General features: G+C 49.4%; 16 protein-coding genes and 1 pseudogene. 11 read left to right on the top strand and 6 right to left on the bottom strand.

Translation table 11 applies throughout. The features are described 5' to 3' along the window. The first annotated feature begins 119 nt into the window (after window positions 1-119). Complete coding sequence (locus OGX98_RS09050; protein WP_200011710.1) at window positions 120-1,601, top strand: APC family permease; 1,482 nt, start codon at window positions 120-122, stop codon at window positions 1,599-1,601. A gap of 20 nt (window positions 1,602-1,621) precedes the next feature. Here the strand turns inward: OGX98_RS09050 and OGX98_RS09045 are convergent, their stop codons facing one another. Both OGX98_RS09045 and OGX98_RS09040 read right to left on the bottom strand, forming a co-directional pair. Beyond that, window positions 1,622-2,320, bottom strand: a complete 699-nt coding sequence (locus OGX98_RS09045; protein ID WP_045442326.1) for a cache domain-containing protein — start codon at window positions 2,318-2,320, stop codon at window positions 1,622-1,624. A 24-nt stretch (window positions 2,321-2,344) separates the two neighbouring features. Further along, entirely contained in the window at window positions 2,345-3,070 is a 726-nt protein-coding gene (locus OGX98_RS09040; RefSeq protein WP_048221559.1) for a FadR/GntR family transcriptional regulator, read from the bottom strand. Window positions 3,071-3,362: 292 nt separating this feature from the next. Between OGX98_RS09040 and OGX98_RS09035 the strand changes: the two genes are divergently transcribed. From OGX98_RS09035 to OGX98_RS09020, 4 genes are all read left to right on the top strand, one after another. Further along, window positions 3,363-4,790, top strand: coding sequence for a gamma-aminobutyraldehyde dehydrogenase (locus OGX98_RS09035; protein ID WP_048221558.1), 1,428 nt, complete (start codon window positions 3,363-3,365; stop codon window positions 4,788-4,790). Window positions 4,791-4,801: 11 nt separating this feature from the next. Then, window positions 4,802-5,275, top strand: coding sequence for an ester cyclase (locus OGX98_RS09030; RefSeq protein WP_082138877.1), 474 nt, complete (start codon window positions 4,802-4,804; stop codon window positions 5,273-5,275). An 80-nt stretch (window positions 5,276-5,355) separates the two neighbouring features. Next, window positions 5,356-7,248, top strand: coding sequence for a flavin monoamine oxidase family protein (locus OGX98_RS09025; RefSeq protein WP_048221556.1), 1,893 nt, complete (start codon window positions 5,356-5,358; stop codon window positions 7,246-7,248). Between the two features lie 3 nt (window positions 7,249-7,251). Continuing rightward, entirely contained in the window at window positions 7,252-8,439 is a 1,188-nt protein-coding gene (locus OGX98_RS09020) for a c-type cytochrome (protein ID WP_048221555.1), read from the top strand. A gap of 53 nt (window positions 8,440-8,492) precedes the next feature. Here the strand turns inward: OGX98_RS09020 and pdxR are convergent, their stop codons facing one another. Next, window positions 8,493-9,965: a MocR-like pyridoxine biosynthesis transcription factor PdxR gene (gene pdxR, locus OGX98_RS09015; protein WP_284096398.1), complete on the bottom strand. Its 1,473-nt coding sequence runs from the start codon at window positions 9,963-9,965 to the stop codon at window positions 8,493-8,495. Between the two features lie 106 nt (window positions 9,966-10,071). Between pdxR and puuE the strand changes: the two genes are divergently transcribed. From puuE to OGX98_RS08995, 4 genes are all read left to right on the top strand, one after another. After that, the gene (gene puuE / locus OGX98_RS09010; RefSeq protein ID WP_045442343.1) at window positions 10,072-11,337 is read left to right on the top strand and encodes a 4-aminobutyrate transaminase; all 1,266 of its coding nucleotides are present in this window, start codon (window positions 10,072-10,074) and stop codon (window positions 11,335-11,337) included. 217 nt (window positions 11,338-11,554) lie between these two features. Beyond that, window positions 11,555-12,610, top strand: a complete 1,056-nt coding sequence (locus OGX98_RS09005) for an ABC transporter substrate-binding protein (RefSeq protein ID WP_048221552.1) — start codon at window positions 11,555-11,557, stop codon at window positions 12,608-12,610. Continuing rightward, on the top strand, window positions 12,597-13,601 hold the full coding sequence (locus OGX98_RS09000; protein WP_286595143.1) for a FecCD family ABC transporter permease: 1,005 nt from the start codon (window positions 12,597-12,599) through the stop codon (window positions 13,599-13,601). Before OGX98_RS09005 ends, OGX98_RS09000 begins: the two co-directional genes overlap by 14 nt. Continuing rightward, the gene (locus OGX98_RS08995) at window positions 13,598-14,350 is read left to right on the top strand and encodes an ABC transporter ATP-binding protein (protein ID WP_286595142.1); all 753 of its coding nucleotides are present in this window, start codon (window positions 13,598-13,600) and stop codon (window positions 14,348-14,350) included. The genes OGX98_RS09000 and OGX98_RS08995 overlap by 4 nt, the downstream gene beginning before the upstream one ends. Here OGX98_RS08995 and OGX98_RS08990 read toward each other — a convergent pair. The 3 genes and pseudogenes from OGX98_RS08990 to pdeG all read right to left on the bottom strand — a co-directional run bounded on the left by OGX98_RS08990 (window position 14,319) and on the right by pdeG (window position 18,387). Next, window positions 14,319-15,057, bottom strand: a pseudogene (locus OGX98_RS08990) (substrate-binding domain-containing protein). The gene OGX98_RS08995 and the pseudogene OGX98_RS08990 sit on opposite strands and share 32 nt — an antisense overlap. A gap of 100 nt (window positions 15,058-15,157) precedes the next feature. Continuing rightward, on the bottom strand, window positions 15,158-16,765 hold the full coding sequence (locus OGX98_RS08985; protein WP_286595258.1) for an FAD-NAD(P)-binding protein: 1,608 nt from the start codon (window positions 16,763-16,765) through the stop codon (window positions 15,158-15,160). Window positions 16,766-16,863: 98 nt separating this feature from the next. Continuing rightward, on the bottom strand, window positions 16,864-18,387 hold the full coding sequence (pdeG, locus tag OGX98_RS08980; RefSeq protein WP_045442358.1) for a cyclic di-3',5'-guanosine monophosphate phosphodiesterase PdeG: 1,524 nt from the start codon (window positions 18,385-18,387) through the stop codon (window positions 16,864-16,866). A gap of 269 nt (window positions 18,388-18,656) precedes the next feature. Here pdeG and dgcJ point away from each other — a divergent pair, with 269 nt between their 5' ends. After that, window positions 18,657-20,174, top strand: a complete 1,518-nt coding sequence (gene dgcJ / locus OGX98_RS08975; protein WP_286595141.1) for a diguanylate cyclase DgcJ — start codon at window positions 18,657-18,659, stop codon at window positions 20,172-20,174. Window positions 20,175-20,310: 136 nt separating this feature from the next. Further along, window positions 20,311-21,333, top strand: a complete 1,023-nt coding sequence (locus OGX98_RS08970) for a hypothetical protein (protein ID WP_286595140.1) — start codon at window positions 20,311-20,313, stop codon at window positions 21,331-21,333. Window positions 21,334-21,693 lie beyond the last annotated feature (360 nt).

The raw sequence follows: 21,693 nt of genomic DNA, 5'->3' as shown, positions 1-21,693 counted from the left end.
AGTGGAAATCATACGATTTTATTTAACAAATATGTGACAAAATCACTATACATATAACTTAATATCTTTTATACATTAATCGTTCACCCCTGCGACTATTCCACAAAAGAGAAAGATATATGGAACAGACACCTGATAAGAAAAACGATAGTTTTCATAAAGATGGCAAAGAACAGTTCAACCGGTCGATCGGACTTATCTCTAACTTTGCGTTGGGTTTTACCTACCTGTCGCCACTTACTGCTGTTTATTCTCTGTTTGCTCTGGCAGTGACTCTGGCTGGGCCACCCGCGGTATGGTGGATTTTGATCGTCGCGTGCGGACAGCTTCTGGTGGCATTGGTATTTGGTGAAGTGGCATCCCAGTATCCTATTACCGGTGGACTGTATCCCTGGGCCAGAAGGTTATGGGGGAAAAAGTATGCATGGATCGCGGCGTGGATTTACCTTTGGGCGTTGGTTGTCACCATAACGTCAATCGCTGAATACACTTCGACTTTTGTAGAGTCTCTGTTCCACTATGGTCAAACGCCCGCCACTATGCTGCTGACATCTGTCGTGCTGCTGTTTTTGATGATGGCGGTGAATATGTCAGGGACGAAGAATCTTGCCCGCGTCGCCAAAATTGGTTTCTGGTGTGAAATTGTCAGCGTTATTGCGCTGGGAATATATCTGCTGATCTTTCATCGCTCACAACCGTTCTCGGTCATCTTTGATTCGATGGGCGTACTTGCTCAGGACGGAAGTTATTCCACCGCATTTATGTCAGCCGCGCTGATGGGCTTGTTTATGTTCTTTGGCTTCGAGGCATGCGGTAACGTCGCGGAGGAGGTGAAGAACCCAAGCAAAAAAATCCCGGTAGCTATGATTTTGAGCATCGTGTTTGGCGCGATCTCCGCCATCATCTCTGTGATGGGCTATCTGCTTGCTTCACCAAACCTGGTCAGCATTGTTAACGGTAAAACGGCCGATCCGATCCCGGCTATCCTTAATGAGGCTCTGGGGGAAACGGGCGCAACAATCTTTATTGTCGTGGCGATTATAGCCATGTTGTCGTGCATTCTGTCCCTTCAGGCTGCGCTGAGCCGCCTCATCTTTTCCTTCTCCCGTGACAAAATGCTACCGGGAAGCGAGTGGATGGCAAAAATTTCCAAAAACGGCGTACCGGATAATGCCATGGTTGTTAGCTGCTTACTGCCGGTGATCATTTGTATCTGGGTTTATTTTCAGCCGGATAATCTGTCGCGCATTACCGCGTTTGCCGTCATCGGTATTTACATTTCGTTCCAGATGGTGGTGCTGGCCGCGTTGCGTCAGCGTCTGAAGGGCTGGAAACCAGCGGGTGAGTGGACCATAGGTGGTTGGGGGACTCTCGTCAACGTGCTGGCGTTAGCCTATGGGCTGTGTGGTATCTGGCTGCTGGCGCAGCCTGCCGACAGCAGCGACTTCATTGATCGCTGGACGGTGTTGTTTGGTCTGGCGATTGTCGTGGGCTCAGGGCTGGTCTATATGTTCCTGACCCGTCCGTTCGGTCGCTCCGCTGCGCCTGAAAATGATGCTATTGCCTACGCAAACAAGCTAACTATGGGGCAGGACAACTGAAAACAAGGGCCTTCAGGCCCTTAGTTTTGATAGTGATAAAGGATAAAGTAGTCGCTCTGATAAACAAGGGTGGTGTTCGTCGGCGACAACAATTCACCTACGCGATAACGCGGCCAACTGGAGAAAATAATTCTGTTTTCCAGATTCGTCAGAATCACATAATCAGGCTGGGGGCAGGAAAGCAATTCAGCTTCAATCTGGCTGACCAGCAGATCGACAGCGGCGACACCAAGAAACTGATCATTGAAGTAGACGGGTACAGCTGACGTCAGTGTGTAAGAGATGTTGCAAATATAATCGACATACGGGCCGTGAATATAAGCTTCGCCGGCTGGTGGGGAGTGTTTAAACCACTCGAACGTTCTGAAATCCAGCCGCTGCTGTGTGGCCTGATCCAAATCCAGATTTGCCTGACTCAAACCATTATCTTTTTTATACCACCATTCCAGATGCCAGTACTCTCTCGTTGTCGGCGTGCTCTCAATATGGCTGGCGAATCCGGCACCGGAGCAATAGTGATTGTCATTGAGTGTACGTTTAATGTGCTGCTGAACGGTTGCTCTTACAGCAGGGTCGAGGACCACCTCCGCTGAGCCTTTTTGCACACCGGCAATAGCCTCATGGATACTCCTCGCCAGCGCAACGGTAGAATCTACGGTAGAAGCAGTAATATCATCAATTTTACGGATTAATGCGCTTAAGGATGTCGAAGAGGTCATTGTCTGTCCTGCCTTCACTGATTGTTAATTCGAATTATATTTCAGCTTTTTTTCTATAAGGTAATAGGTAAATGTGTCGATAATCTGCGTGGCGAACTGTACGGATTCCACCTCGTTATGGGCAGCCAGCGCGTCGGCCAGCGCCGAATAGAGCGCAATAATTTCTGCATGAATATTGCCAGAGCGATAAAGTATGGCAACCAGTGAGGCCCATTCAGCCTGTACCTGCAATTCCTGATTGGCCAGCCGCGCCGAATGGGAACTGGCTGCTATTGCCAGCAGGCAACGCATATCGGCCTGTGTCATTAATTCTGGCGAATCCGCTCTTCTTAACACCTCAACAAACTCGCGAAATTTAGAGATATCGGCACCGGTCATACGCCTGGAAGCGAGTCTTGCGCTGTGGCTAATAATAGCGCAATGCATTTCCCCTAAATCGGAAAGGTAATCTGTACTGATCGATTTGAACGGATGCAGGGCGCTATTTTTGCCGTCGATGTTTTCGCAAACAAAACTCCCGCCATTGCGACCACGAATCGTATGGATAAGATTATTAGCCCGAAGCGTGTTTAGTGCTTCTCTGATTGTGATATGTGAGACACCCATCATCTTTGCCAGATCGGTTTCGTTTGGGAGCTGCTCTTTTGGCTCCAGTAATCCCGTAATAATGGCGTTCGAAAGGCGCTGCACTATCTGGTCAGAACGACTGACCTGCCCGATAGGCGCAAATATGACCGCATGAGTAATCATAATCTTTTCTGCACTCAATTCCCTGAAACAACGACCATTTCTAACACAAGCCCGTCAGGCAAGGAAGGTCAGAATGGTCGCGTTATTTTACATGCCCGCGCGTGATGCCATTGCACAGACGGATGTGTGTTCCGATAGCGTCTACTGATAATGAATTGCCTCTCACTTGTAAATGTAAAATATAAGTTAAAAATGCGAGGCTTATCATAGTGTCAATGTTGCGCATTTGAAAAAGTTTTACAATATATATATTACATAAGATTCTTTATGTATTAAATGGCAGGAGACACGCATGAAAACCCTGAAGCACTTTATTAACGGGCAATATGTCGCGGGTAGCACAGATGAAACCTTTGAACTGGTGAGTCCGGTTGATGGTGAAACGTACGCATTATCTCCCAACGGCAGTGCGGTTGAGGTGGATCTTGCTTACTCGGCGGCGGCAGTAGCGTTTAGTATCTGGAAAAAATCGACGCCCGCGCAGCGGCAAAAAGCGCTTCTGGCGCTGGCTGATGAAATAGAACGAAACGTAGAACGTCTGGCGAGGGCGCAAAGCCAGGAAACTGGTCAACTGCTGCATTTTATTGAGAAAGAGGAAATAGCCGCTTCATGCGATGCAATTCGCTTTTTCGCCGGTGCAGCACGCTGTCTTGAGGGAAAGGCCGCCGGAGAATATTCCACAGGTTTTACCTCTACTATTCGTCGTGAACCGCTGGGTATTGTCGGGCAAGTCACACCGTGGAATTACCCGTTTATGATGGCGGTGTGGAAGATTGCTCCAGCGCTGGCGGCGGGTAACACAGTAGTACTAAAACCGAGTGATACCACCCCGGTCAGCACGTTGTTGCTGGCGGAACTGGCTGCACCATTGTTCCCGAAAGGAGCATTCAACGTGGTATTGGGAAAAGCCAATACCGGTTCGCTGGTGGTTTCTAACCCAACGGCTTCACTGGTTTCTATTACCGGTTCCGTCCGTGCGGGTTTGCAGGTCGCGGCATCTGCGGCTGCAAACCTGACTAAAGCCCATCTGGAACTTGGCGGAAAAGCACCTGCCGTCGTTTTTGCCGATGCGAACATAGACAAGGCTATTGACGCGATCACCACGGCGGGCTTTTTCAATGCCGGTCAGGATTGCACGGCCGCCACGCGTATTCTGGTGGAACAGTCCATCTACCCTGCGTTTCTGGAAAAACTGATCCAAAAAACAAAGCAGATAACATTTGGCCCTCCTGAAGACCAGGAGGCTCTGTATGGCGCGCTGAACAGCCGAAATCAGCTTGAGCAGGTAAAAGGCTTCATTGCACGTCTGCCAGCACATGCAAAAGTTGAAACGGGTGGAAGAGCAGGAGCAGGGCCGGGTTTCTACTTTGAACCGACCATCATCTCTGGCCTGCATCAGCATGATGAAGCCATCCAACACGAAGTGTTTGGTCCGGTGGTGGCCATTCAGCCGTTCTCAACTGACGAAGAGGCGCTGGACAAGGCTAATGATGTTGAATACGGCCTGGCTGCCAGCGTCTGGACCAGCAACCATGGTCGCGCGCAACGTTTCAGCATCGATCTTGATTTTGGCACGGTGTGGATTAACAGCCATATTCCGCTGTGTGCTGAAATGCCACACGGCGGCTTCAAAAAGTCGGGTTACGGAAAAGATCTCTCTTCTTATTCTCTCGATGAATATACCCGTGTGAAACATATCATGACCGATATTTCTGAATAGCAGGTAATATGATGAAAACATTGAAAATAGCTGTGCTTTCACTGGTGATGTTCTCGGGCCTGAGCATGGCGGCAAGTACCTCGCTGAGTACTGTGAAAGAGTATATGGCGGCATGGAATGCGCACAATGCGCCACTTGCTGCACAGTACCTGGCAAATGACGTGGTTTATTACGATGCGGCGGCGGGTGAGCCGGTAAACGGCAGAGAAAACGCCGAGAAAGAGGTCATCGGGGCATTTATAAAAGCGGTTCCTGATTTAACCTGGAAAATGATTGGTAAGCCCGTTTATGACGAGGATACCGTCGCTTTCCGGTGGGAATTTTCAGGCAAAAACAGCGGTGAATGGGCCGGAAGTCCGGCAACAAATAATCCGATCAAATTTGAAGGTGTCAGCTATATTCATGTTAAAGCAGGAAAAATTACCTGGCAGGGTGATTATTATGATTCGAAAAAACTGGATGAAGAACTGAAGCCAGTGAAGTAGTCGATTGTCTCTCCCTCAAAAAAGAGGGGGAGACTCTGATTTTTTTAGGGCAGTGTGCAAGTGGCAAAAGGACAAAGTTAATGGCAATTACCAGACGTGATTTTCTCAACGGCGTGGCGGTCACTATCGCTGCGGGACTGACTCCTCTGGATCTGGTCAGGGCGGCAGGAAATGGCAACGAATTCATTAATGGAAGTTATTATCCGCCTGCGTTGACTGGTCTGCGGGGTAATCATCCAGGTTCGTTCGAGATGGCTCATGCATTGGGCCGTGAGCATAAACGTTTTGACTTAAACGCTCTCCCCATCGAGGAGGAGTACGATCTGGTTATCGTCGGTGGCGGCATTAGCGGACTGGCTGCCGCGTGCTTCTGGCGTGAACTCGCCGGGCAGAGCAGCAGGATCCTTATCCTCGACAACCATGATGATTTTGGCGGGCACGCCAAACGTAACGAATTTAATTCCGCGGGCAAAAAACTTCTTGGCTATGGCGGCAGCGAGTCATTTCAGTCACCAGCGCACAATTTTAGCCCCGTGGTCCAAAAACTGATGGAGACAGTTGGCGTTAGTGCTACGCGTCTGAAAGACAGTTTTGACGTGAATTTCTACCCTGACTGGCAACTTAGTCGCGGCGTATTTTTCGACAAAAAGAATTTTGGTGAGACCAAAATAGTCAGTGGCGATCCGGGGCGGGCCGTCTCCGATGATATTCCACCGGACAGACTTAATGGGCGAAATATCGAAGCGTTTATCAACGACTTTCCATTAAGTGAAAGTGACCGAAAGGCGCTCATCGACCTGCATGTGCGCCCGGTCGATTATCTTCAGGGCATGACGGTGGACGAAAAAAGCGACTGGATGGATGCCCACAGCTACAGTGAATTCCTTGCAACAAAAGTCGGATTGAGCAAAATGGCGCTGCTCTATTTTCAGCAGCGTTCCAATGATTTCTTTGCTATTGGTATCGAGGGAATTTCCTGCAGTGATGCCAGAGCCTGCGCACTACCTGGTATGGAGGCATTAGGGTTACCGCCACTGGACGGGGAGTCGCTGGCCGATCTCGAAGAGCCATATGTCTATCATTTCCCGGACGGCAATGCCGGTCTGGCGCGACTACTGGTCAGACACCTGCTGCCCGACGCGCTGCCAGGCAATTCAATGGAAGATTCAGTCCTCGCAAGGCTGCATTACGAAAAGCTGGACCAGCCGGAAAATACAACCCGTCTGCGCCTGAACAGTACCGTGATCAACGCGGCGAACGTGCCGGACGGCGTTGCCATAACCTGGTTACGTGATGGCAAGATGCATCGCGTTCGCGGTAAGAATGCCATCATGGCGGGCTATAACATGATGATCCCATACATTGTGCCTGAAACGCCGGAACAGCAAAAAGCAGACCTCAAACTGAACGTAAAAGCACCGCTTGTGTACACCAACGTGGTGGTCAAGAACTGGAATGCGTTTAAGCAGCTTGGTGTGCATGAGTTTTACTCTCCCGCTGCGCCTTACAGTCGGGTGAAGCTCGACTATCCGGTTAGTATCGGAGGTTACCAGCATCCGGCGACACCGGACGAACCAATGGTTATTCATATGGTCTATGTGCCTACTTATCCGGGCAGTAATCTGTCAGCCAGGGAACAGTTCCGCCTGGGGCGGGCATGGTTACTTGGTACCACGTTTGCGGCGCATGAAGAAATGATTCGCGCCCAGTTGCAGGAGATGTTCGGTTCTACGGGTTTTGATAATCAACGGGATATTTCAGCCATTACGGTTAACCGTTGGGCGCATGGTTATGCGTATTACCCCACGTCGCTGTTCGATGATATGGACAAAATGCCCGAGATTATTGACCGGGCGCGTAAACCAGTCGGTCGAATTGCCATTGCTAACTCGGATTCTGACTGGAGTGCTTATGCGCATGCTGCGATCGATCAGGCATGGCGTGCGGTCAACGAACTCAAGGATATGGGGTGATCTATGCGTAACGTAACCTTTCTTATCGCTTGTTTATTTAGCGTCGGTGTCTCTGCTGCTGAATCTAACGGTGAGTACATCGCGCGAATTTCTGACTGTGTGGCATGTCACACCGCTGAGGGCGGAGCGGCGATGGCGGGGGGCAAAAAGTTTCCCACGCCCGTTGGTGATATTTATTCGACGAATATTACCCCCGACAAGACCCACGGTATTGGCAACTACTCTTACGACGAGTTTGAAAAAGCGGTGCGCCAGGGTATTGCCAAAGACGGTCATCCACTTTATCCGGCGATGCCTTATCCGTCTTATGCGAAGCTTTCCGATGAGGATGTTCAGGCGCTGTACACCTATTTTATGCATGATGTCACCTCATCTGCAGAACCCAATAAAGAGAACGCCATCCCCTGGCTCCTCTCGGCCCGATGGCCGCTGCATATCTGGAACTGGTTGTTTACCGACGCACCTGAGAGCAAAAAAACGGATGTAAATACTGAGCTGGTCAATCGGGGGGCTTATCTGGTTGAAGGGCCTGGTCACTGCGGTTCGTGTCATACCCCAAGGGGGATAGCGATGCAGGAAAAAGCGTACACCAGTAGCGATGATGAATACCTGAGCGGCGCGATGATCGACGGCTGGTACGCACCATCACTCAGAGGGACCGCCTTGTCAGAGCAGGAGTTAACGTCGCTGTTACTGACAGGAAAAAGCAAACATGCCGCGGTTTCAGGATCAATGGCCGAGGTTGTGAGTCAGAGTACTCAGTATCTGACGGATGATGACGCTGCGGCGATAGCGCAGTATTTGCTGAGTCTGAAGCGCGATAAGGCTGCCCCGACGCGCCCGACGGCTACGTGGTCAAATTCGCCTGAAGCGGGCAAGGTTGTCTATAACCGCTATTGCTCAACCTGTCACGGCCTGGAAGGCAAAGGAACGGATGATAATGTGCCTTCTTTGATCAAAAACCCGCTGGTCATGATTGACGATCCGACCCCGCTGTACAGAGTGATTACGCAGGGGGCGGAAACACCCACGATGCGGGGAAATGTCTCCTTCAAAATGCCAGCGTATGAGGGAATGATGACTAAGGGTGAAATGCGCGACGTTATCAACTATGTGCGTAAAAGCTGGGGCGAAGGTAATGGCGAGATAACTCAGGAGGATCTGGCCGGACTTAAAAAAGCCACACACTAGCAGAACGCCGGATGGGGGGGCAAACCTCATCCGGCGTACAAATCCGACGTTCGTCAGCTATGGGCTTTAATAATCCCGGCCAGTCTGGAAAACGCCGATGCCATCTCATGTTCTTCAATGCTGGCAAATCCCAGCAACAGACCGCGGCGTTTCTCTTCACTGATGTAATACCGCGACAGCGGTCGAACCAACAAACCTTCGGCATTTGCCAACCGTGCAATGGCAACGTCATCGCTATCGGCTGGCAACTGTAAAATCAGATGCAGCCCGGCGTTACTGTTGAAGGAACCCAGATAATGTTCACCGAGCATCCTGGTGATCAGTTCAACCAGCATATGGCGACGGCGGCTGTAGAGCTGACGCATTTTGCGGATATGGGCCGCGTAGTAACCCTCTTTAATAAACTCAGCCAGCGCGGCCTGAATCAGAAGATGACCACCGCGGTAGAGGTCAGTATGAACTTTCTTCAGTGGGGTAGCGAGTGCCCTGGGCAGGACGACATAACCGAGTCGGAGTGCGGGATAAAGTGTTTTGCTGAACGTGCCGATGTAAATGACTGGACTCTCTTCCTCCAGTCCCTGTAATGACGGAATGGGCTGACCCGAGAAGCGAAACTCACTGTCGTAATCATCTTCCACTATCCAGCTTCGTGTTTCACGCGCCCGAAAGAGGAGCTGCCGCCGCCGGCTGAGGCTCATTACCGAACCGAGGGGATATTGGTGTGACGGTGTCACAAAAATCAGTTTCGGCGCAACCTCTGATGCTCCTGGCGGAACCATACCTTGTTCATCAACGGGGATCGCCGAAAAGTTAACAGCGTTGATACGCAGAATGTTTTTTATTCCCCAGTAGCCAGGTTCTTCAATCCAGACGTTATCACCTGGGTCACACAGAGTGCGGGTCACCAGATCCAACGCCTGATGAATGCCTTCGGTGATCAGTATCTGTTCGGGAGAGCATCTGACGCCGCGCGCGGTACGCAGGTAATCGGCCAGCGCCTCTTTCAGCTCACTTACGCCGCCTGTAGCATCGTAGGTAAGAAACTCCGGGCGCAACCGTCTTGCCAGCCGGTCCTGAATCTTTTTGAGCGTGCGGTGAGGAAAATACTGTACGTCAGGTACGCCTGGGATAAAAGGTCCCCACTGTCGGGGGCTCGCGCTAGCGTAACCCAGCAGTTCAAGACAACGGGCTGATAAGCTGGTGTGGTCTTCTTGCGCGGGTGAGGTGGGTTCCCTGTCGGTGCGCAGGTTGAGATTATCCAGTACGCTGTCAGTAACAAACGTCCCGCTGCTGGTGCGTGCAGAAATATACCCCTCGGCCTGTAACTGCTCATATACCCGTAATACGGTGTTGCGAGATAGCGCCAGCTCACTAGCCAGATCCCGCGAAGGGGGCATGCGGGTTGCTGGTTTCAGGTTACCTTCAAGAATACAACTGCAGATGGCGGCATACAGACGACGATGAAGCTTTTCGTCAGTCTGCTGGCTAAATGCTTGCTTGATCACATCTCCGGCAAGTGAACGCATTTGGATCCTTAAAATAAAACGATTTGGCTCTCGATTAAAGTACCAGATGGCGTCTAAATTTAAAGGGTAATTCAACCCGGATATGTTTATGGACAAGGTGTAGATAATGAACAATAAAAACCTGCAACAACGTCGTTTGGATGCCACCCCGCGTGGCGTAGGTGTGATGTGTGATTTTTTCGCTCAGTCAGCGGAAAACAGCACAATTACCGATATCGAAGGCAATCAATATATTGATTTCGCTGCCGGAATTGCCGTGCTGAATACCGGACACCGTCATCCTCGTATGGTGCAGGCAGTCGAGGCTCAGCTTCAGGCTTTTACTCACACGGCATACCAGATAGTCCCGTACGAGAGCTATGTTTCTCTGGCTGAGAAAATCAATGCAGTTGCGCCTGTTGATGGGCCGCGTAAAACCACATTCTTTACTACCGGAGCAGAGGCGGTAGAAAACGCGGTTAAAATTGCCCGCGCACACACAGGTCGGCCGGGTGTTATCGCCTTTGGCGGCGGTTTTCACGGACGCACATACATGACCATGGCGCTTACCGGCAAGGTCGCGCCGTATAAAAAAGGATTCGGTCCGTTCCCTGGATCTGTTTACCATGCGCCTTATCCTTCTGAACTACAGGGTATTTCCACTGCAGATTCGGTGAAAGCAATTGAGCGGCTGTTTAAAGCTGACATTGACCCCAGCCAGGTGGCGGCGATTATTTTCGAACCCGTGCAGGGCGAAGGGGGATTTGTTGTAGCTCCGCCTGAATTTGTCGCATCTATCCGCCGCATCTGTGATGAGCACGGCATTGTGATGATTGCCGATGAGGTGCAAAGTGGTTTTGCCCGTACGGGTGAGTTGTTCGCTATGGATCACTACGATCATAAAGCTGACCTGATGACCATGGCGAAAAGTCTTGCTGGTGGTATGCCGCTGTCAGGTGTGGTCGGTAAGGCCGAGATTATGGACGCACCAGCGCCGGGTGGTTTGGGCGGCACTTATGCCGGAAACCCGTTGGCTGTGGCAGCGGCCCACGCGGTGCTTGATATTATTCATGATGAACAACTGTGCCAGCGTGCAGAAGCACTTGGTGAGCAACTGCGTGCGGCCCTGAACGATGCTCGTGCAGGGTGTCCGGAGTTGGCCGAAGTACGCGGATTAGGCTCAATGATTGCTGCTGAATTTTGTGATGCAACAACGAAGGAGCCAAGCGCTGCCGTCGCGCAACGCGTGCAGAAGAAAGCGCTTGAGCAGGGGTTACTGCTGTTAACCTGCGGTCAATACGGCAACGTGATCCGCTTCCTCTATCCGCTGACTATTCCGCAAGATCAGTTCGCCAAAGCGTTAGATATCATCAAAATGGCCATTAAATCGTAATATCTGACGCGCAGTACGCACGCAGGCCGACGGTAGTGATTGCCGTCGGCTTTTCTTTTATCGCCGTTAAGTCCAGCGTGACGTAACACGATCCTGCCTGTTTCACGTCATAAATTGATCTTCATCTTTTGAATGGCTCGATTTATAGATAATGGGTTGCCAGTCACATCGTTATATAATTTAATGCATATCGTTTTTTCCTTTCCAGATGGTATCTATGTTAACTCTTCGTTCTTTTGTGCTGGTTTGTGCCAGCCTGTTGTTTGCGTTTTCCGCGCAGGCAGACCGCAGTGTCACCGATCAGCTAGGCCGTCAGGTCACGCTACCAGACCACGTCGATAAGGTGGTTGTGCTGCAACACCAGACGCTGAATATTCTGGTTCAGTTGGATGCTCAACAGTCAATTGTTGGTGTCATGTCGAGCTGGAAAAAACAGCTTGGCCCTGAGTTTGCCCGCTTTATGCCAACGATTACCTCATTGCCAACGCCTGGCGATCTCACCAGCGTGAATATTGAAAGTTTGCTGGCGATTCATCCGCAGGTGGTGTTCGTTGCCAACTATGCGCCAGCGGAGATGATCCAGCAGATCCAGAATGCCGGTATTCCGGTGGTGGCTATCTCGTTACGCCAGGATATTGACGGGCAGCAGAACAAAATGAACCCGACAATGGCCGACGAGGAACAGGTCTATAACGAAGGGTTAAAGCAGGGCATTCGGCTGATTGCCGATGTGGTTGGGCGCAAATCCCAGGCTGAATCGCTGATTAACTACGTTTTTGCGGCGAGGGAAAAATTTAATGCACCGGTCGCTAATATTCCCGAAGCGCAAAAAGTCCGTATCTATATGGCTAACCCCGATCTCATGACCTATGGTTCCGGAAAGTACACCGGGCTGATGATGCAGCACGCTGGCGGGCTAAACGTTGCGGCTGCGAGTGTTAAAGGGGCGCGGCAGGTTTCGCTTGAGCAGGTATTACAGTGGAACCCGCAGGTCATTTTTGTTCAGGATCGCTATCCGCAGGTGGTGGCTGAGATCCAAAACGATCCCAACTGGCAGGGAATTGATGCGGTGAAAAACCATCGTGTCTGGCTGATGCCTGAATACGCTAAAGCCTGGGGATATCCGATGCCGGAAGCACTGGCGATTGGTGAGTTATGGATGGCAAAAAAACTCTACCCGGATGCCTATAAAAACGTGAATGTTGATGCGCAGGCGCAGGAGTACTACCAACGTTTTTATCGTGTGAACTGGCAACCTGATGCTGGTAAGTAAGCGCATTTTACCCTGGCAACCGATCCTCATAACGGCTGTGCTGTTGCTGGGAGTGGGCTCGCTGTGTCTTGGACATTATCCATTGTCATTGGGCGATGTGTTTTATCAGCTTAGCCATTATTCCGACACTCAGGGCATTGCAAATCAGGTCATCTGGACTGTCAGACTTCCGCGTATTCTGATGGCATTGTTAGCGGGGGGAGCCCTTGGGCTGTGTGGCGCCACCTTGCAAGGGGTGTTTCATAACCCGTTGGTTGACCCACATATTATTGGGGTAACTTCCGGTTCAGCTTTTGGCGGCACGCTGGCTATTCTGCTCGGGCTGGATCCGTGGCTGATGATGGGCTCAACGTTCTTCTTCGGTCTGGCAGCCTTAATCCTGGTGTACGCCATTGCCGCGCTCCAGGGACTGGAGAATACGCTTGTTCTGATCCTGTCAGGTATCATTTTGAGTGGTTTTTTTGCGGCACTGGTGAGTCTGATTCAATATCAGGCCGATACCGAAGAAACATTGCCTAATATTGTGTTCTGGCTACTGGGTAGTTTTGCGACGGCCAACTGGCATAAAGTGCTGATGTTGACCGTTCCGGTCAGTATCGCGGCGACAATTTTGTACCAGTTGCGCTGGCGGATAAACCTGTTATCACTCAATGATAAAGACGCTAAAGCGCTCGGCGTGGCGGTGATTCCTCTGCGACGCAGTGTGCTGGTCTGCTGCGCGTTTTTAGTCGCGGCACAGGTATCTGTCAGCGGCAGCATTGCCTGGGTTGGGCTGGTTATTCCGCATCTGGCGCGACTGCTGGTGGGTGTCGATCATCGTCGATTACTTCCCTGCGCCTTCTGGTTGGGGGGCGGTTTTATGATTGCGGTAGATGATATTGCGCGTACTTTGATGTCGGCAGAAATACCCCTGGGGATCATTACCGCATTGCTCGGTGCGCCCCTATTTGCCTTTTTGTTAATTCAGTCCAGTCGTCGGAGAAAACGATGAAATCTGCGGTTCTGTATGTTGATCAACTGGCATATGGTTACCAAACGCCGTTATTTGAGCCACTCACATTTCGTTGTGAGAAAGGTGATATATGGGCCGTACTGGGGCGTAATGGGTTGGGGAAAAGCACTCTGCTGGACACGTTAACCGGTACGTTGCCTGCGCTTGGTGGAAGTATAGAAAGTGAAGGTGGAATCGGGATTGTCGCTCAGCATTCCCATCTACCATTTCCCTATACGGTGAGTGATGTCGTGCTTATGGGGCGAGCACAACATGTGAAGCTGTTTGCCCAACCCCGTCATCAGGACAAGCAACGGGCGGCTGAGGCGCTGGAACAGTTAAACATTGCGCATCTTGCTGCGTGTTCGTTTAGCTCGCTCTCCGGTGGGCAGCAACAGCTGGTGATGATCGCGAGGGCACTGGTAACCGATTGCCAGACGTTGTTGCTTGATGAACCCTGTTCCGCACTGGATTTAGCCAATCAGCAGGTAGTGTTGCAACTCATCAGCGATCTGGCCCATCGACAAGGATGCTGTATTCTCTTTTCCACTCACGATCCGCTGCATGCACTGCAAATAGCAACCCATACGCTGTTGCTGTTACCGCAGGGGAAATGGCTTGCCGGTCCTACAGACAGCGTTGTGACGGAAGATAATCTGTACAGGGCTTATGGATTGCCGCTGCGAAAATTAAGCCTGGAAAATCATCCGACGCCGTTTATTGCGCCCCTGTTTGCGATCCATCGCTGAGGGGTAAAAATCCGGCGGCGGTTAAAAATTCCTGACCGCCGCTGGTGAGAATAAATTCAACCAACGCCATGACCTCCTTAGACGCGTCGAGAATGGCAAGCTGATATTCGCACTGAACGTTGTGTTCTGGCGGGATTGCGACAACGGACATCGGGCTGCCCACACAGCGTTTTCGCATAGTGCGCGTAACCAATGAACAGATCGGCAAATCCCTGACGAATAACCCATGCGCTGGCCAGTTCGCCTTTTGGCACGTTGAGACTGTCGCGACCTCCAACCAGCGCAGTGGCGCGTTCGCGCAGTTGTTGCCCAAGACCCGCTTCAAGCAAATCCAGCTTCTCGAAAAAGGCCCAGGTATAATCGCCACAGGGATCGCATCCGGGGGTTGATGTACCGATACGCAGGGTGGGGTCACGCAGCAAATCCAGCCATTCGCCGGGACGAGCGGTGGTAAGACTCAGTTGATTACGGCTAAACGTCTGTACGGATACGGCTTTACGACTGGACAGTAACTGTTGGGGATGTGCTCGATTTGCCGAAGCAAAAAGTGCGCACGGTTCACCGGCCTCAATTCGCTCCCGCAATAAACCTGCCGGGCCATATTCAACCGTGAAATCTATTCCGCTCAGGCGGGTGAAATGGCTTATCAGCGGGGTTAATGCCGGCCGTAAACTGCCAGCAGCAAAGAGGGGAACAGAAGCGGACATAAGATCAGATCTCTGCGATAAAGAAGATGGTGGAGACAACTATACCTGCTTACCACCTCGCGATAATGCTTCTTTTGATGGTAATAGCAGTGTGTTTTAGTCATGTCTCATAGAACGGCAAACGTCGACGAAAACGGACTGCCGGTTGCACAATAGCTTTCGCAATACAGTCGCCTATTTCCGCGCAGGCAGTAAGACCTTGTACGAACGGTTGATCGTGCATCAGCCAGGGAATGGCGGCAAGTGCAATACGACCACGAACAATATCCGGTGCCTGCAAGGTGTAGTCTTCACCGACATCTGGTAATTCCTCGCCTGTGGACTGAAGCTGTTTTCGTAACGTCGGAAATGGCAGATCTTTTGTTTTTAGTGGTTTTTGTCCTCTGGCGTCGATAAACACGTCAAATTTATACGCCTTATCGTTAGCGGAGATTACGGTTGCTGTACCTTGCTGCTCCAACTGGTAATCCGGGCCGAGGGCGAGAATACTCACTATCCCGGCTTCACGCAGTGCCAGTAATCTGCGAATTGACTGTGAGGGGATGGCGGCATAATTATCGATAAAGACGCGCGCAAGTCCGTTGTTGAAGCGTTTTCTGTCCTTCTCATTGAGTGAGGGAACAATCTCCTGCACGGCCTCATGCAAGCGAAGAATAGTGTAGCGCCAGGCGACAGTTCGTCGGTCACGCTTATTACGCTCAACTTCTTCAAGGTTAGTTTCGGCCCACTGAAAAGGGTCGTGTTTTTTGCGTGCGGCAAACCAGGCCTGCGTAAAACTGTCCGCATTAAGCGATGACAGAGCGATCTGTTGGCTCCATACAGGGTCAGTATGTTCAATTTCTTTTACTATCAGCGCAAAGACCCGGTCGAGCAGGCCTTCTGAGCCGTCGACTATCTGTTTTTCCAGTGCTTCCCCGGTAACAAAACACAGCGGTTCATAGGGGATAGGGCAGTAAAAATCGGCTTCCGGTAAAATGCCGGAGCGGGACATGAGTACAATGTGCAGATCCCGACTTTTGTCATCTTTTTCGAAGCGAATATGCTGCCCGTTATCGGACACAAATCTGCCATGCTGCGCCACGACAGCCATTGCCGCATCAAGAGCGCTCAAAGACGTGCCCATTATCCCTATCTGGCATGCCGGGATTAATGCATCCATCAGACCGGTCCACGGGCTGGGAAAAAAGGTGCGAGTTAGCGCCTCCTCATCAGGCCAAACGTGCCCCGTTGCTATGACGGCGAGGTCAAATAGTTCAGGTGCAGCCTGCTCAGTGCAAACAACAATGCCCTCCGCTGTTGCCTGGATGTCGTTTACCAGGCAGGATTCATTCACTTTGATATTAAACCCCTGTCTTTCCGCCAGGCTGACAAGTTGTAAAAACTGGTCACGGAAATATTCACCAAGAAGAATGCGCGGCAGAAACTGGCGGACGTGCAGTGAGCCATGTTCAACGCCATAACGCGCTAAATGTGCTTCACTTTGCTGGCGTAACCAGTCGATATAGGGCGAGATAATGGGGGGAATTTCAATGCTGGCGATATTTGCCAGCATCATCCTTGAATTTTCTTCGTCGCTGTAGGGCATACCAACCCCGGCTTCTTTGGCTTGTTCATAGAGGGTAATTGACAGCGGTGTTTGATGCTTAAGCAGCGCGAATAACGTATAAATACCAGTAGGTCCCGCACCAACGATTGCTATCTTTTTCATCATTCTCCGCCTGTTTTTATTTAAACCTTTCGAATAATGCTGTTTGCTATGCCTGTGTTGAATCAGTGACATAGAATTACAGTTAATCGGTTATACGTTTACTCGACAATCACCTTAGCTCTGGCTTTTGACAGCAGAATTTTGACCAGTCCGGTGAAGGTTACCGGTTTGTAGAAATAGTAGCCCTGCAGGAAGGTAATGTTATTTTGGTTCAGGTAGTCGAGTTGCTCTTTCGTTTCGACCCCTTCGGCGACAATGCTTAACGACAGTTTGCGAGCCAGATCCAGCACACAATCCAAAATGCGGGTTGAATCCGGATCGGCATTTACTCTACCAACGAAACTCTGGTCAATTTTAATATAATCAATATGCAGATCATGAAGATAAGAAAGTCCTGAATAGCCGGTGCCGAAATCATCCAGGGCAATTACGAAACCATTTTCGTGCAGGACATTAAGTCGCTGAACGAGGTGTTCATCCACATGTAAGGGTTCACGTTCGGTTACTTCAATAACCAGATGTAAATCATTTCGTCTGAAACTGTCCCTGTATTTCAGACACTCCTCAACAAATGTGGGGGAGGTGATATGGGATGCACTAAAGTTAATCCCGACATGAAATCCCTCGGGCAACTTACTGGCAATGACATTCATCTGCGTCACGACCTGTGTCATCAGACTTTGAGTCAGGGGAATTATCAGACCGGATTTTTCGGCAACTGGAATGAATGACGCCGGGGAGATATATCCGGCTCTCGGGTGTTTCCATCTGGCTAGTACTTCAACACCGCGCAGCGTCAACGTTTTGCCGTTAACGATCGGTTGATAAAAAGGTACGATCTCTCCGTTGCTGATTGCCTTGCGTAACGTCTCTTCAGGCGTCGCATTCTTGTTCAAATATTTTTCCAGTGCGTAAGCCGCGATACCGGATATCAGCAGGATGAATATCAGTATGCCTGAACCTTTAGTGACCAGTCTGGCTAAGCTGAACAGCGGCGGTTGATTGTAAATTATACTGTAATGATATTTAGCCGAGTCAATTCGCCCGGTTAGTGGCGTATTTGCGTCTATTGTTGCCACATCTCCCGACAGGCCGATGGTGTTATTTCCCACGAGTAGTGAATACGCAACCCTCTTCAACGGAACATTTAGCGCTCCGCGAATATGCTGATCGCTGATGGTGACCAGAATACGGCTCGTTGCAAAAAGTGTCTGGTAGAGCAGTACCGGCAGGCCGTTGACGGTGTTTTTGGCGGGTGCCAGCAGTAAGTTTGTTTCAGGCACAACGGGAATGTGGGTCAGTAACACGCGATTACCCGGCAGCGATGAACACCATACTGCCCCATTTTTGATGATAAGAATGGTCCGCAGGTGAGGCTTCAGAGCAGCTTCTGTGCCGAGCTGATATTGTTCTTCCAGATCGCAACCCTTCACGACGATGTCCTTAGCCGTTTTGGTCGCCAGAGTAGCCTCATCGAGTATATTGTTTATGTTGTTTTCTGCATATTTAGCGCCAGCAAGGCTATCGGCCCTGGATGAATACCAGAGCTGAATATTCAGGACAGAAACGCCGAAAACAAAAAGACACGCTGCGAGTGTTAGAGGAAGCAGTATGCTGCGCATTGTCGTGTCCTCGGCCAAAAGACGTAATCTCTGGGGATGAGTGGTTCGCTTAACTGACGAGTAGGCAAAGCATGGTAGACAGAATAAAAAATATCCATAACCCCATCGACATTTCTACTCTATTTCTTATCGTTTGAGTTATGTATCACGCGGCCATCGTGCCGGATTGACAGCGCCACGCTGTGTTGTACCTATCCGCAGGCCACGAGGGATGGATTGATGCTATACTTGAGCTTATTTCTTGGAGGTACAACAAGGAGTTAGCCATTTTGTCGAGACAAAAATATATTAGTGCGATTATCTTGACTGTGGTTTGTACCACCTTAGTGTTCATCGCGCTGGCCGTGCATGAAGCGCGAAATTTACAGAATTATATGGGATATGTCGCTGAAAATGGCAAATCGGCACTATTCCATGAAGAGTCAATTAATCAGAATATCGCCAGTCGGCTTTCGCGGGAATTCTATTCCAGAACATCCTCCGATAACCTTACCGATAGTGAACTGGCAGAGATCTGTCGACATGTAGAAAACGAGGGCAACATCTACGGGTTTAACCTTATGTCTAAAACTATGAAAAACCTTGAAGGGACCTTACAGACTCAGAATAAAACGTGTACAGAGTGGGGGCGTGATATTGGCGCGATGTCCATAATTCAAAGTCCAGGGAGTACGGTCTCACAAAAGTACAGTTTTTCAAACTATACCGGCTATGCCTTCAGGAATATCAGATACTACATTGATCTTTCACATAACTATATTTACATCAATAAACTGGTTAATACCCGTGACTATACCTTTAGTAACTGGTTAGTTAATAATGGTCGCAGCATTAATATCGCGCGCAGCGCACATACTATTACCATCGATGAGAACGCTCTGGATGACCTGATACGAGGGGAAAGCATTGTGTCTCATATTTACCAGGATGGTTATACTCAAAATAATATTATCAGCATGCTTACTCCAGTGTTCCTGGGAGATAAAGTGAAAGGCATTCTGATTACAGATATCAATATTAACGATCTTATCGTTTCATTCGAAACAGTTGACCGGCCGTTGCTATGGAAATTTCTGTCTCTGTATGTTACGGATAATGCAACCGGTGCGAATATTATTTTTCATAACCCGGATCTCAAATCTTTTGGTTTGATCAGTTACCAGGACAAAATCACCCAGTATTACACCCTCCATGTCAAACTGGATGCTATCTACGTCATCATCGCTAATCTGTGGTTATTTATTTTGTATGTTCTGGGGACCTGGACATTATGTCGATATGCGCATAAGCAGTTAATCAGACAGGAATCGCTTTCGCGGGATAACGTGACGGATGTGATGACTGGCCTGTATAACAGAAAAGTTATTACGCCTGAACTTGAGCAAAAAATACGCGCGCTCGTTGATCGCAACATCCCTGTCACGATCATCGCGATTGACAGCGATGGACTCAAAAAAATAAATGATACGCTTGGCCACCATATGGGCGATAAAGCGATACAGGCACTGGGTTTGGCGCTGGGAAATACTATTCGTAAAAGTGATTATGGCATACGGCTGGGGGGAGATGAGTTCTGCCTGATTCTTATCGATTATTCACTGAATAAGTCGCGTGATGTTATCGATCGCGTGCAGGAACAATTGCTCACTATTGATCGCGATAAACTGGTGGCGTTCTCCTGGGGAGCGCACCAGATGCAGCCAGGCGATACGCTTGAAGTTGCAATGTTGAAAGCGGACGAATTACTGTATCAACACAAACGTAGCAAATATGCGGAACGCCGATAGTGATGGGTGATAAATACCGTTTTCGTAGGCTGTGTAAAGGGCAAGGAAGCGACTGATTTCGACGTGATAACTCATCATAATCGCTTCTCTTTTTTATCGTAAAGTAGTGCTAACGCTACTAATTTGCAGGTTTTTTATGGCTATTATTTCCCCTAAATATCAACGTGCATACCAGCGAGAATACGAAAAAGAGGCTGTAAAAAATGCCCTTGTCTGGATGAGCATGAATGACTATTTAGCTGAGTGCCTGGCTATTCATGATGAGTGCCACGAAGGTTATTCCCTTCATGAGCAGGTAAGTTCATGGCTTTTTATGCTTCGCATGAAAGGTAAGCCAGAGTTATTGGGGTACAAAACCGCGATACAGTCAAAGGACATGGAACTTCTACATTCAGCCCTGCGTCAGTCTGCCATGGTCAGGCACGTGACGTTGGGTGTGGATTCCGGATGCGATCACTGCATCAATATATGGACGACCCTGGATATTCTTGCCGCCGGCATGTTTTATCGTGTGTCACTTCTTTTACCTGAAAAGTGTGGTCTGAGTGACAATGGTCATCCTGTTACAATAGCGATTACCAATTTAGTTATGGCTTTATGGTACAAACGTACTGACTTTGAAACAGATGCAAGGGAAGGCGCAAAAAGGGTACTTGCGACTAAGCAGGCCACTCACGATCTCCTGGCTATTCGATACCTGATTGCACTTCTTGATGGAAACGTTGCCGAAGCGGGAACACTACTCGATCTATATTGTAAAAGTGTTCCACAAGTAAGGGAGTTTGGTGTCACTAAGCTCAATAAAATGTTCTGGCCATATGCACATGGGTTGTACAATCTTGCTTTTATTGTTTTAGGTCACGATAAAGCCAGCGCAATACCAAAACCAGAGTCGGATTGTTTCCTGAACGAATTGTCCGAGTGGCAACTCACCCATAATTATTGCTCCGGCTCGCTGTTTTTTGAATATCCGCAGCCAGTTGAAATAATTAACTCAATTATCTCGTGTACGCCTCCAGAATGCTTTTTACATCAACCCGATCGGGATACAAGTAAAAATTATAAAGAAAAAAGATATCTGCATGCAGAGCATTTTGAACAACAGGTAATTAAAACAGTTCTGGATTATATGACAAATAAGTCCAGCATGGAGATATAACGGTCACTACAGGAGAACCTACAGGGGTTGATTTGTTGTAGTATTGTCGTTTTTTTTGCGGCGCATGTTTTAATGTTGACTTGTTTATAATTTAACTTTCAATTAATCAAATGCCCATTAATGGACATTTGTCGCGCTCCCTATCTGTTTCACAGGTAAGTATAATATTTTTATGCACGGCATCCTTCAAGCTGCCTCGGCGTTGGCTACGTTCGTTCGCCCGAACCACTTACCAGAGTGAGCTCATCGGGATTCACTCACTAGCCGCCTTGATGCAACTTGAATGATTTTTTGTATATACCCATCATACTTAAACCGCTTAGGTGTTGGCTGCCTTCCTGCAATTCAAGTTATTTAGGG

The sequence above is a fragment of the Citrobacter sp. Cm046 genome (assembly GCF_030333065.1).
Lineage (GTDB): Bacteria > Pseudomonadota > Gammaproteobacteria > Enterobacterales > Enterobacteriaceae > Citrobacter > Citrobacter murliniae.
Note: the sequence above shows the minus strand (reverse complement) of the source record. Positions and strands in the feature narration are given on the sequence as shown.